This window comes from Bacillus sp. PK6-16 (genome assembly GCF_056530295.1).
In genome coordinates, this window is the sequence record NZ_CP096511.1 from 1,249,522 (window position 1) to 1,262,530 (window position 13,009).

At 36.5% G+C, this 13,009-nt stretch carries 13 protein-coding genes; 11 read left to right on the forward strand and 2 right to left on the reverse strand.

The genetic code is table 11. The features are described 5' to 3' along the window. Positions 1-25 precede the first annotated feature (25 nt). From xseA to M1D66_RS06580, 10 genes are all read left to right on the forward strand, one after another. Positions 26-1,384: an exodeoxyribonuclease VII large subunit gene (gene xseA, locus M1D66_RS06535; protein WP_000415249.1), complete on the forward strand. Its 1,359-nt coding sequence runs from the start codon at positions 26-28 to the stop codon at positions 1,382-1,384. Continuing rightward, positions 1,374-1,604 (forward strand): exodeoxyribonuclease VII small subunit, encoded by a 231-nt coding sequence (xseB, locus tag M1D66_RS06540; RefSeq protein WP_000428423.1) that lies wholly within the window; start codon positions 1,374-1,376, stop codon positions 1,602-1,604. Before xseA ends, xseB begins: the two co-directional genes overlap by 11 nt. Next, on the forward strand, positions 1,604-2,494 hold the full coding sequence (gene ispA, locus M1D66_RS06545; protein WP_000150380.1) for a (2E,6E)-farnesyl diphosphate synthase: 891 nt from the start codon (positions 1,604-1,606) through the stop codon (positions 2,492-2,494). Before xseB ends, ispA begins: the two co-directional genes overlap by 1 nt. A gap of 301 nt (positions 2,495-2,795) precedes the next feature. Then, complete coding sequence (dxs, locus tag M1D66_RS06550; protein ID WP_000366452.1) at positions 2,796-4,688, forward strand: 1-deoxy-D-xylulose-5-phosphate synthase; 1,893 nt, start codon at positions 2,796-2,798, stop codon at positions 4,686-4,688. Between the two features lie 3 nt (positions 4,689-4,691). Then, positions 4,692-5,531 (forward strand): TlyA family rRNA (cytidine-2'-O)-methyltransferase, encoded by an 840-nt coding sequence (locus M1D66_RS06555; protein ID WP_000111875.1) that lies wholly within the window; start codon positions 4,692-4,694, stop codon positions 5,529-5,531. Between the two features lie 142 nt (positions 5,532-5,673). Next, positions 5,674-6,123, forward strand: coding sequence for an arginine repressor ArgR (gene argR, locus M1D66_RS06560; protein WP_001032580.1), 450 nt, complete (start codon positions 5,674-5,676; stop codon positions 6,121-6,123). Positions 6,124-6,387: 264 nt separating this feature from the next. Further along, entirely contained in the window at positions 6,388-8,127 is a 1,740-nt protein-coding gene (recN, locus tag M1D66_RS06565) for a DNA repair protein RecN (RefSeq protein WP_000947767.1), read from the forward strand. A 118-nt stretch (positions 8,128-8,245) separates the two neighbouring features. After that, the gene (spoIVB, locus tag M1D66_RS06570; RefSeq protein ID WP_242555064.1) at positions 8,246-9,544 is read left to right on the forward strand and encodes a SpoIVB peptidase; all 1,299 of its coding nucleotides are present in this window, start codon (positions 8,246-8,248) and stop codon (positions 9,542-9,544) included. A gap of 290 nt (positions 9,545-9,834) precedes the next feature. Beyond that, positions 9,835-10,629, forward strand: coding sequence for a sporulation transcription factor Spo0A (gene spo0A, locus M1D66_RS06575; RefSeq protein WP_011110369.1), 795 nt, complete (start codon positions 9,835-9,837; stop codon positions 10,627-10,629). 251 nt (positions 10,630-10,880) lie between these two features. Further along, positions 10,881-11,444: a PRK06770 family protein gene (locus M1D66_RS06580; RefSeq protein WP_086386152.1), complete on the forward strand. Its 564-nt coding sequence runs from the start codon at positions 10,881-10,883 to the stop codon at positions 11,442-11,444. A 243-nt stretch (positions 11,445-11,687) separates the two neighbouring features. On the opposite strand, the gene M1D66_RS06585 is transcribed toward M1D66_RS06580, so the two are convergent. Beyond that, positions 11,688-11,834 carry a YycC family protein gene (locus tag M1D66_RS06585; protein WP_001247671.1) on the reverse strand — a complete coding sequence of 49 codons (147 nt, stop codon included), beginning with the start codon at positions 11,832-11,834 and terminating at the stop codon, positions 11,688-11,690. Between the two features lie 50 nt (positions 11,835-11,884). Here M1D66_RS06585 and M1D66_RS06590 point away from each other — a divergent pair, with 50 nt between their 5' ends. Continuing rightward, the gene (locus M1D66_RS06590) at positions 11,885-12,613 is read left to right on the forward strand and encodes a glycerophosphodiester phosphodiesterase (RefSeq protein ID WP_242555065.1); all 729 of its coding nucleotides are present in this window, start codon (positions 11,885-11,887) and stop codon (positions 12,611-12,613) included. A 49-nt stretch (positions 12,614-12,662) separates the two neighbouring features. On the opposite strand, the gene M1D66_RS06595 is transcribed toward M1D66_RS06590, so the two are convergent. Further along, positions 12,663-12,896 (reverse strand): DUF2627 domain-containing protein, encoded by a 234-nt coding sequence (locus tag M1D66_RS06595; RefSeq protein WP_001190211.1) that lies wholly within the window; start codon positions 12,894-12,896, stop codon positions 12,663-12,665. Positions 12,897-13,009: the final 113 nt, after the last annotated feature.

Here is a 13,009-nt window from a genome sequence, read left to right on the forward strand (position 1 = left end):
TTGATTCGGCTATGAGGAGAGAGAAATGGAGAAGCAATATTTAACCGTTACAGCGTTAACACGCTATATAAAAACAAAAATAGAATATGATCCGCATTTGCAGTCTGTTTGGTTAAAAGGTGAAATTTCCAACTTTAAAAATCATAGCCGTGGCCACATGTATTTTACATTGAAAGATGAAAATGCAAGAATCGCAGCGGTTATGTTTGCGGGCCATAATCGTAATATTAAATTCAAACCGGAAAATGGGATGAAGGTACTCGTGAAAGGAAAAATCTCTGTTTACGAGGCGAGTGGTTCTTATCAAATTTATATTCAAGACATGCAGCCTGACGGAGTCGGAAATTTACATTTAGCGTACGAACAGTTAAAAGTTCGTTTAGAAGAAGAAGGACTTTTTTCTCAAGTTTATAAAAAAGCGATTCCTCCTTACGCTAAAACAATAGGTGTGATTACGTCGCCAACAGGAGCAGCGATTCGTGATATTATAACAACGATTAAACGTCGTTATCCAATTGGGAATGTTATTGTATTTCCGGTACTTGTACAAGGGGAGTCAGCGGCTCCCTCGATTGTACAAGCGATTCGTACAGCGAATGAAATGGGAGAGATAGATGTACTAATCGTTGGTCGTGGTGGAGGTTCTATTGAGGAATTATGGGCTTTCAATGAGGAAATGGTTGCAAGAGCAATCTTTAAGAGTGAAATCCCTATTATTTCGGCAGTAGGCCATGAAACGGATTTTACAATCGCAGATTTTGTTGCAGATTTACGCGCGCCAACACCGACCGCAGCAGCTGAGCTGGCAGCACCTAACATTATAGAGTTACAAGAAAAGGTATTACAAAGAACTCTGAGATTGCAAAGAGCAATGAGAGAGTTAGTACATAAAAAAGAAGAAAAACTACAAGTGTTGCAAAAATCGTATGCGTTCCGTTATCCAAGACAAGTATATGAGCAAAAGGAAGAGCAATTAGATAGAGCGCTAGAACAGCTTGTTTTAGCGAAAGAGCGCTATATTGATAAAAAGGTGAATCAGTTAAAGCAACTTTCATTTTATTTAGAGAAGCACCACCCATCTCAAAAAATTATGCAAACGAAGGTAGCTGTGGAAACGTTGCAAAAGCAATTACAACGTGAAATGCAAACGTTACTTCAAACGAAAGAATTTGCCTTTGTAAGAGCTGCTCAAAAACTTGAAGCATTAAGTCCGCTTAAAGTAATGATGAGAGGGTACGGGCTTGTATATGATGAAGAGAAGCAAGTGTTAAAAAGTGTGAAAGATGTAAGCCTTGGAGATGCTGTTTCAGTTCAATTACAAGATGGAATACTAGATTGTAGCGTATCAGGCATAGAGGAGCGTGAATTGAATAATGGAAAATAAATTAAGCTTTGAAGAGGCAATTTCGCAACTTGAGCATCTTGTTTCTAAGCTAGAACAAGGTGACGTACCTTTAGAAGAAGCGATTTCTTATTTTAAAGAAGGTATGGAATTATCTAAGCTTTGTGATGAGAAGCTGAAGAATGTACAAGAACAAATGGCAGTTATTCTTGGGGAAGATGGAGAGCTTGAACCGTTTACTGCTTTAGGAGATGAAGCATAGTGACGATTGCTTTTGATACTTTTTTGAAAGAAAGTAAAACTTTCGTAGAAGAAAAACTTGTAAGCTATGCAAATGGATTACAATGTCCAAATGTACTTCGTGAAGCGATGGCATATTCTTTGGAAGCGGGTGGAAAACGTCTCCGCCCGTTACTTTTGTTTGCAACATTACAAGCGTTTGGGAAAGAAAGAAATCTTGGAGTAGGTGCAGCTTGTGCTCTTGAAATGATTCATACATATTCGTTAGTTCATGATGATTTACCTTGTATGGATGATGATGATTTAAGAAGAGGAAAGCCCACAAATCACAAAGTATTTGGTGAAGCGATGGCAGTTTTAGCAGGAGATGGCTTATTGACATACGCTTTTCAAGTTATTATGGCATATGAGCAAAAAGAAATTTCTGCTGAAAAAAAAGTAAGACTTGTACTTGAACTCGCAAAAGCAGCAGGACCAGAAGGGATGGTTGGCGGACAAGTGGCAGATATGGAAGCGGAAGGGAAACGCCTTACGATTGATGAATTGGAGTACATCCATAAACATAAGACCGGAAAACTACTTGAATTTGCTGTACTTGCGGGTGCGATACTTTCTGATGCGACAGAAGAGCAAGAAGAAAAGTTGCTTACGTTTGCCAAATATATCGGTCTAGCTTTCCAAATTCGAGATGATATTTTAGATGTCGAAGGAACTGAAGAAGAGATTGGAAAACCGATTGGTAGCGATCTTTCTAATGAAAAGAGCACATATACGACGTTGTTTACTGTAGATAGAGCAAAGGATATTTTAGAAGAAACAATTGCAGAAGCAAAAGGTGCGATTAGCTCCTTGCAATTACAAGATGAATATTTACTATCTATTTGCGATTTGATTGCAAAACGTAATAACTAATATAACAGCGTTTTCATTTGTTGAGTCATTCATCATTTTATGATATAAATGTAGGAAAAGGTTTTTCTTTTCTTGTTATTGGCAAAAATATATGTAGATTACATTGCCGTTATCACTTCGTGTTAGCGGCTATTTTTTTCATCGCCTGAAGAAATATGGTTTATAATAGGATTAAGGCGCAATAGACTGGTTAATAGCGGGACAAGACGAAAAATAGAAAAGAGAATTTCTTGTTTTGTGTAAATGTTTTTTATAATATTTGACATGTTGACAGATTATGAAATGAAAGTGAGTGATCCATGTGGATCTAACGCAAATTCAAAACCCTAGTTTTTTGAAAGATATGTCTATCAGTGAACTAGAGGGATTGAGTGAGGATATTCGTAAGTTTTTAATTGAAGAGCTCTCTCAAACAGGTGGACATATTGCACCTAATTTAGGTGTAGTAGAACTCACAATTGCTCTGCACAAATTATTTGATAGCCCGCAAGATAAATTTTTATGGGATGTAGGACATCAATCCTATGTACATAAAATTTTAACTGGACGCGCGAAAGAGTTTGGTACATTAAGGCAATATCAAGGTCTATGTGGTTTCCCGAAACGTTGTGAGAGTGAGCACGATGTATGGGAAACTGGTCATAGCTCGACTTCGTTATCGGCTGCAATGGGAATGGCTCTGGCACGTGATTTAAAGAAAACGAAAGAATATGTTATACCAATTATTGGAGATGGTGCTTTAACAGGCGGAATGGCTTTAGAGGCATTGAACCATATTGGACATGAAAAAACAGACATGATTGTTATTTTGAATGATAATGAAATGTCAATTGCACCAAACGTTGGTGCGCTTCATAATGTGCTCGGTCGTTTACGTACCGCAGGAAAATATCACTGGGTAAAAGATGAATTAGAGTATATATTAAAGAAAATCCCAGCAGTTGGCGGGAAAGTGGCTGCGACAGCAGAGAAAATAAAAGATAGTCTTAAATATTTACTAGTATCTGGTGTCTTTTTCGAAGAGTTAGGCTTTACATATTTAGGTCCAGTCGATGGGCATGATTATGAAAAGTTATTCGAAACGTTGCAATATGCAAAGAAAACAAAAGGCCCAGTACTCGTTCACGTTATTACGAAAAAAGGAAAAGGTTATAAACCGGCTGAGAGTGACGTTATTGGAACTTGGCATGGAACAGGACCTTATAAAATTGAATCAGGTGACTTCGTTAAGCCGAAAGAAGTTGCACCAGCATGGAGTGCTGTCGTTAGTGAAACAGTACTTAAGCTAGCGAGAGCAGATGAGCGTATCGTAGCAATTACACCTGCAATGCCTGTTGGATCAAAACTTGAGAAATTCCAAAAAGAATTCCCAGATCGTATGATTGATGTAGGTATTGCAGAACAGCATGCTACAACAATGGCAGCAGGTATGGCAACGCAAGGAATGAAGCCATTCTTAGCGATTTATTCAACATTTTTACAAAGAGCATATGACCAAGTTGTTCATGATATATGCCGCCAAAATTTAAATGTTTTCATCGGAATAGATCGTTCGGGATTAGTAGGAGCAGATGGTGAAACGCATCAAGGCGTATTTGATATCTCATTCTTACGTCACTTGCCGAATATGGTGCTTATGATGCCGAAAGATGAAAATGAAGGGCAACATTTAGTTTATACGGCGATGCAATATGAAGATGGACCAATCGCATTGCGTTATGCGCGCGGTAATGGACTTGGCGTTCATATGGATGAAGAATTAAAGGCGATTCCAATCGGTACATGGGAGACGTTAAAAGAGGGTACACAAGCAGCTATTTTAACGTTTGGTACGACAATACCAATGGCAATGGAAGCAGCTGAGCGTCTTGAAAAAGCTGGGGTTTCAGTGAAAGTAGTGAATGCTCGCTTTATTAAACCAATGGATGAAGCATATTTACATGATCTTCTAGGAAAGAATATACCGATTTTAACGATTGAAGAAGCTTGTTTAATCGGTGGTTTTGGAACAGGAGTAGTTGAATTTGCATCTGAAAATGGTTACCATAGTGCATTAGTTGAACGAATGGGTATTCCAGATCGCTTCATAGAGCACGGAAGTGTAACAAAATTATTAGAAGAAATTGGTTTAACGACAGATGCTGTTGTAGACCGTATTCATACAATGATTCCATCAAAACAAAAAAGGGCGTAACAAATGAGCGTAAAAAAAGAAAGAGTAGATGTACTATTAGTAGAGCGAGGACTTATAGAAACGCGTGAGAAAGCAAAGCGCGCCATTATGGCCGGACTCGTATATGCGAATGAGATGAGACTTGATAAGCCAGGAGAGAAAATCTCGCAAGATACTGAGATTACGGTGAAGGGACAAGTTATGCCGTATGTAAGTCGTGGTGGTTATAAACTTGAAAAGGCATTAGAGACATTTCATCTTGATTTACAAGATAAAGTTATGATAGATATTGGTTCATCAACTGGTGGCTTTACAGATTGCGCGCTTCAAAATGGAGCGAAATTATCTTATGCATTAGATGTAGGATACAATCAACTAGCGTGGAAATTACGTCAAGATGAGCGTGTTGTTGTAATGGAACGAACAAACTTCCGTTACGTGACACCAGCAGACTTAGAACGTGGTTTACCTCAATTTGCAAGTATTGATGTTTCATTTATATCATTAAAGCTTATACTGCCAGTTTTAAAAACAATGCTTATGCCTAACGGAGATGTAGCAGCGTTAATTAAACCGCAGTTTGAAGCTGGAAGAGAGCAAGTTGGGAAAAAAGGTATCGTTCGCGATAGAAAAGTACATGAAGCTGTTGTAGAAATGATTGTCGAGTTTGCTTTAAAAGAAGGCTATGATGTGGAAGGTTTAACATTCTCACCAATTACGGGTGGGGATGGTAATATTGAATTTTTAATTCATCTGAAATGGCATGGTGAACGTGAGAATGGCGAAAATCATTCTCCGATTTCTATAGAGCAAGTTGTTACAGAAGCGCATGAAGTTCTAAAACAAAAAGGGAAAGGGGAATAACATATGTTGTTCCTCTTTTTGCTGTAATTGTATAATGATTGTAAAAACAATTGTGTACAAGAAACGAATTATAAGTTAACATAAATAAGTGAAGTATACCAATGTTTAAACTATGGTAAGAGATAGTGTGAGGTGCAAATGTATGAATAAAGGTCAGCGCCATATTAAAATCAGGGAAATTATTGCAAACAAAGAAATTGAAACACAAGATGAATTAGTTGATATTTTACGTAATGAGGGATTTAATGTAACGCAAGCAACAGTATCGCGCGATATTAAAGAACTGCACTTAGTGAAGGTGCCATTACATGATGGGCGCTATAAATATAGCTTGCCAGCAGATCAACGATTTAACCCGTTACAAAAATTAAAACGAAATCTAGTGGATTCATTTGTAAAATTAGACACGGCAGGACATATGCTTGTGCTAAAAACATTGCCTGGTAACGCTCATTCACTTGGAGCACTTATTGATCATTTAGAGTGGGATGAGATCATCGGAACCATCTGTGGTGATGATACTTGCTTAATTATTTGCCGTACACCTGACGATACAGGTGTTGTCTCTGATCGTTTCTTAAATATGTTGTAACAAAAAATCTTGTTTGCTTTCCATCGTAAAGTGGAAAGTGAACAAGATATTTTTATTGGTTAAAAATATGAATTTTCAATTGTAATATAATATTTTGTTTGCATAAAGTTAGAAAATAGATGGATTGACCCGTAAAACAAATGTTTGGTACAATGAAGCGGGTTAGAAGAGTATATACATACAAATATATAGCATGATTATTTGAATGAAGAACTGAGAAAATCCTTTAGTAAGGGATTATTTTATAACGAGGTGAATGGGGCATTGTTATCGGAATTATCGATTAGAAACTTTGCTATTATTGAAGCATTAAATATTTCTTTTCAAAAAGGTTTAACGGTTTTAAGCGGTGAAACAGGGGCCGGAAAATCGATTATTATTGATGCAATTAGTTTACTTGTAGGTGGCCGTGGGTCAGCAGAATTTGTTCGATATGGAACAGAAAAGGCTGAGATTGAAGGGCTATTTTATGTTGAAGATGAGAAGCATCCATGTATTGAAAAGGCAGAAGAGTTAGATATAGAAATAGAAGATGGCATGATTATTTTAAAGCGTGATATTGCTGCGAACGGGAAGAGTGTATGTCGTGTAAATGGGAAGCTTGTTACACTTAGCATATTAAAAGAAATTGGGAAAACACTTGTTGATATTCATGGACAGCACGAAACGCAAGATTTAATGAATGAAGAACGACATCTGTTTATGCTTGATCACTTTGATGGGGATCGAATCGTTAAACAATTAGACATATATCAAAACGTATACGCTGACTATGAAAAATTAAAAAAACAATTGAAATCGTTAAGTGAAAATGAGCAACAAATGGCACATCGCTTAGATTTAATTCAATTTCAGCATGAAGAAATTCGCAAGGCGGATTTAAAGATGGATGAAGAAAATGAATTAACTGAGGAACGATTGCAAATTTCTAATTTTGAAAAGATTTATAAAGCGTTAGGTGATGCATATCGTTCGTTAAGTGCCGACGGACAAGGGTTAGATAATGTAAGAAGTGCAATGGGGCAAATGGAAAGTATTACACATTTAGATGAAGTGTATCAGGAAAATCATGATTCAATTGCAAATAGCTATTACTTATTAGAAGAGGTTGCCTATCAACTGAGAGAAAAGCTCGATATGATGGAATATGATCCAAATCGTTTAGATGAAATCGAAACACGTTTGAATGAAATTCGTATGCTAAAGAGAAAATATGGAAATACTGTAGAAGAGATTTTAGCGTATGCTGATAAAATTGAACAGGAAATTTTTACGATTGAAAATAAAGACGTTCATATTGAAACGACGAAGAAACAGTTGAAGGAATTAGAAAGTGTTATTCTGAAAGAAGCAACGTTGTTAAGTAATATGCGTCATGAACTTGCAGAACACCTTACAAATGCAATTCATCAGGAATTAAAAGAATTATATATGGAAAAAACGAAATTTGAAGTGAGAATTATGAAGAGAGAAGGAAATGCAGAAGAGCCCCTTGTGGAAGGTGCGCCGGTAAGACTTACGGCGGATGGTTACGATCATGTGGAATTTTATATTTCAACGAACCCAGGAGAGCCGCTAAAACCACTTTCAAAGGTTGCTTCTGGCGGAGAGTTATCTCGTATCATTTTAGCTTTAAAAAGCATTTTTTCTAAGCATCAAGGAGTTGCATCTGTTATTTTTGATGAAGTGGATACGGGTGTGAGTGGCCGGGTCGCGCAGGCTATTGCGGAAAAAATTTATCGAGTATCAGTAAACTCGCAAGTACTTTGTATTACGCACTTACCTCAAGTAGCTTCAATGGCAGATTCACATTTATTTATTCGAAAACAAGTAGCGAATGATCGGACAATTACATCAGTTACTGTTTTAACTATGGAGGATAAAGTAACAGAAATAGCTCGAATGATTTCTGGTGTGGAAATCACAGATTTAACGACGGAGCATGCGAAAGAATTACTTACGCAAGCACATCATTTTAAACAGACAGCAGAGGCTATCCAGTAATGGATAGCTTTTTTTCTCAAATGACGATTTCTTAATTCTTCCGGTTATAAATAAAGCACTGCAAGGAGAGATTAAAAAGTGAAGCCAAGAGGCTGAATGTGGGGTAGGAGCGAGGAGAGTGAACAAGTTGAAATTAGAAAAATTTCGAAAAATAATAGGTCTTTGTCTCCTTGTTTCTTTAGTTTTTATTGGATGTTTTAAACCGCTTCGAACGTTTATTTCATCACCGAAACAACTTGTTGTTTTTGAAGGACAACGATCAGAAATATCATCATTACCAGTTTTCAAAGCTTCATCCACAAATCGTCATGTATTTACAGTGAGTTCGAATGAACAAAAACAAGGACTTATGGTAAATTCTCATCAAAATGGTGAAGCTGATATGGTATTTCAGCTTGCTGGTTTTCCAGTGAAAAAAGTAAATGTGAAAGTGTTAAAAGATTTTAAAGTGATTCCAGGTGGACAATCAATTGGTGTGAAATTAAATACAAAAGGTGTACTTGTTGTAGGCCATCATTTAATTCAAACTGAAAAAGGTAAAATATCTCCTGGTGAAATAGCAGGTGTACAAATTGGAGATATGATTACTGAAATTAATGGTAAAACAATTGAAAGAATGAGTGATGTAGCACCGTTTATTCATAATAGTGGAGAAACAGGTGAACCGCTTAATCTTGTATTGTTAAGAGATGGAAAATATATTCGTACGAAGCTAACTCCACAAAAAGACAACGGTGAATCGTCTTATCGAATTGGCTTGTATATCCGTGATTCGGCAGCTGGAATTGGAACGATGACATTTGTTCATCCAGATTCTATGAAATATGGGGCACTTGGTCATGTTATTTCTGATAATGATACGAAAAAGCCGATTCAAGTCGAAGATGGACAAATTATGCGCTCGACAGTTACATCAATTGAAAGAGGTAGTCATGGGAATCCAGGGGAGAAATTAGCAAGATTCTCACCAGACCGTGAAGTGATTGGCAATATTACAATTAATAGTCCATATGGTATTTTTGGAAAATTAAATACGAATATGAAAAACGGTATAATGGATAAAGCGATGCCTATCGCATTATCTCATCAAGTAAAAGAAGGACCGGCAAAAATATTAACAGTTATTGATCAAGATAAAGTAGAAGCGTTTGATATTGAAGTTGTTAGTACAGTGCAACAAAAATTCCCAGCCACAAAGGGTATGGTAATAAAAGTAACAGATAAACGTCTATTAGCGAAAACGGGCGGTATCGTACAGGGAATGAGTGGAAGTCCAATTGTACAAAATGGAAAAGTAATTGGTGCTGTTACACACGTATTTGTAAATGATCCAACATCAGGATATGGTGTTCATATTGAATGGATGTTACATCAAGCTGGAATTAATATTTATGATCAAGAGAAAAAAGCGAGCTAATATATATTATTAGCTCGCTTTTTCTGTTGAAAAATTCGTTGAAATTTTGTAAAAGCTCCGCAAGAGGTGTTTTTTGTTGTAAAATAAAAGGAAAGGGTTGAACGTTTCGTTGTATTTCTATGATGGAATGTGTTGCGAAAGGGAATAAATGAACGATAAACATATTTTTTTGTGATTTTATCGGAAAGTAAGAAACTTTAAAAGGGAATTTTCACACAATTGTCGAACAATTCATGTAGCCTAGAAGGATACACATGTCGGAGAATCGATTCGGTAAGGGAGGAAAAGCTGTGGAGAAAATTAAAGTATGTCTTGTGGATGATAATAAAGAATTAGTATCAATGTTAGAGAGCTATGTAGCCGCTCAAGATGATATGGAAGTAATCGGTACTGCTTATAATGGTCAAGAGTGTTTAAACTTATTAACAGATAAGCAACCTGATGTACTCGTTTTAGACATTATTATGCCACACTTAGATGGTTTAGCTGTATTGGAAAAAATGCGACATATTGAAAGGTTAAAACAGCCTAGCGTAATTATGTTGACAGCATTCGGGCAAGAAGATGTGACGAAAAAAGCAGTTGACTTAGGTGCCTCATATTTCATATTAAAACCATTTGATATGGAGAATTTAACGAGTCATATTCGTCAAGTGAGTGGTAAAGCAAACGCTATGATTAAGCGTCCACTACCATCATTCCGATCAGCAACAACAGTAGATGGAAAACCGAAAAACTTAGATGCGAGTATTACGAGTATCATTCATGAAATTGGTGTACCCGCTCATATTAAAGGATATATGTATTTACGAGAAGCAATCTCCATGGTATACAATGATATCGAATTATTAGGATCGATTACGAAAGTATTGTATCCAGATATCGCAAAGAAATATAATACCACAGCAAGCCGTGTGGAGCGCGCAATTCGTCACGCAATTGAAGTAGCTTGGAGCCGTGGGAATATTGATTCTATTTCGTCCTTATTCGGTTATACAGTATCCATGTCAAAAGCAAAACCTACGAATTCTGAGTTTATCGCAATGGTTGCGGATAAGCTGAGACTTGAACATAAAGCTAGTTGAGAGTAAAAGTAGTAAGGAATTTAAGCTTTAGTAAAGCTTAATAATTCTTGAAATTGATACTCGATATCAAATTTAAAACCAATGAACTTTTTATTTAAAGACCAATGAATATTATAATTCGTTGGTCTTTTTATTTTGTTGGGAAAAAGAGATTATTTGATAGTGTGGAAAATAAAACCTATTTTCAGTAATATTACATGTAAGTGAGTTTTTATAAGGCAATAAAATAGATATAGATAGGGAGCAGGGGAATGGAAAATAAAATTTCAACTTGGCTAGGAATAGTAGCAGCTATGGGAGTTCTTGCTATTGCAGTTACATTTGGAATGTTAGAACTTGCAGATAATCCAGTAGATAAAGAAGTGAGCGCTCAAATAGATAAAAAAGAAGACCAAACAATAGTAGGTAGAGAGGTAGATGGGGTCTTTGTTGATGTGTATGTTACTGGAAATTCTATTGAAAGCGAAGTCATTACAGCGATGCATCGCATGACTCATCAAAAAGTGGTGGCAGAACGAAAATCGGGCTCTATCCCAATGATTCAAAATAATGCTAAAAAATTAAAAGAAATTATAAATAAGAGTAGCTTTGCGAAGAAAAATGAACTTTTAGCAATTGCTGATAGATGGGCGAAAAAAGATTTTAGTAAAATTGTAGAAGATCACAATTATTTCTCGGATGCGCAAGAAGATAGCGTTTGTAAAGCAACTAGAGCAATGGATGCGTTAGAAGAGCAACATTATATTTTAACTACATTCGGGGAGGAAAAAGCGAAAGAACTATACGAATCAGGGGATGCTCCGCACGTTCAATAAAAAATAATATAAAGGACTTCTCTAGTTTTTTTATGATCGTGTTTTAAGGACGTAATGGGGACTTATAAATAAATGGTCTGCTTTCTTTATGACGTGTAACAAAAAAAGAAAAGATGTGATTCATTATTAAATGATGAAGGAACGGCTAAATCACATCGTAGTACATCTGTTAAAGGATTTTAGTAGGAAAGGCATCCGTGATATAATAGAAAATAATAAAAAGTCCTGCAAAACAGGACTGTATTATTCTTCGTCTTTATTTTGTTTTTCTAATTCAACTAGCTTTTGAATTAAAATGTGCTGCGGCATATGCATGAGTTGTTCAAGTGGAACACCTAGTGCTTTTGATAAGCGGACTGCAGTATCTGGAGAGATTTGTAATGGTCTCATAGAAGTACCTCCTTTTTCGTATAGTATAGCATAAGATTGGGGGAGTGAGGATGACTCTTATATTTGCACATCGTGGTGCGGCTGGAACGTACCCAGAAAATACAATGATTTCATTTGAAGCGGCTGAGTCTTTTAGAGCGGATGGAATTGAACTTGATGTTCAATTAACGAAAGATGGAAAAGTTGTCGTCATTCATGATGAAACGGTGGACCGGACAACAAATGGAAAAGGTGCGGTTCGGAATTATGTATATGAGGACTTATGCAAGTTAGATGCAAGTTATAAATTTGGTGATAAAGTAGGTTTTTGTAAAATACCACTTTTAGAAGAGGTATTAGAATGGCTTGCACAAACGAGTTTGCTACTTAATATTGAACTTAAAAATAATAAAATTCCATACAGAGGTTTAGAGGAAGAAGTTATAACGCTTGTACGGAAATTTAGTCTAGAGGATCGTGTTATATTTTCTTCGTTTAATCACTACAGTATGAAACGGTGCCATATGATGGCTCCTGATATTCAAACAGCAATTTTATATCGCGAAGGTTTGCATAGTCCGTGGGCATACGCGAAAAAAATGGGGGCTACAGCAGTACATCCGAATTATCGTTACCTTCAAGATGCTATTGCCGAACTAACGATGGAAAGTGGTGTAGAGGTTCGCCCTTATACAATTAATGAAGAAACGCTTATGCGTAAATATTTTGATATGAATATATCGGCGATTATTACTGATTACCCTGAAACGGCAAGAACGTTAATTCCAATAAAAAAATGAGACCGCGTGTAACGGTCTCATTTTTTTATTTATAAATAGTGGGGCATTCCTATCTTCTAAAGCGAGCTTGTACTTTATTTCGTTTACGGTCTCGGTGCAAGACGAAGCCACCGAAGATATAAAACCCGAGCCCGAAGCAGAGAGCGCCGATTAAAAATTGTAACCACAGTATAGAGATTGGTGGAAATAGAATCCCGAATACAGTATCTCTCATTAACTTTATACCAAACACAGCTAATGAAATAGGGATGAGTGCTAATAGTAGAGCAACGTAACGCTGCATACATAACGCTCCTTTTCAGATTATTTCGTATATTTTAATGATGTTATAAGGAAAGGGGGTTTGTCAAGAGGGTGCTGAACGAGTAAGATAAGGGTGTGAAAAAATTTGCAGAG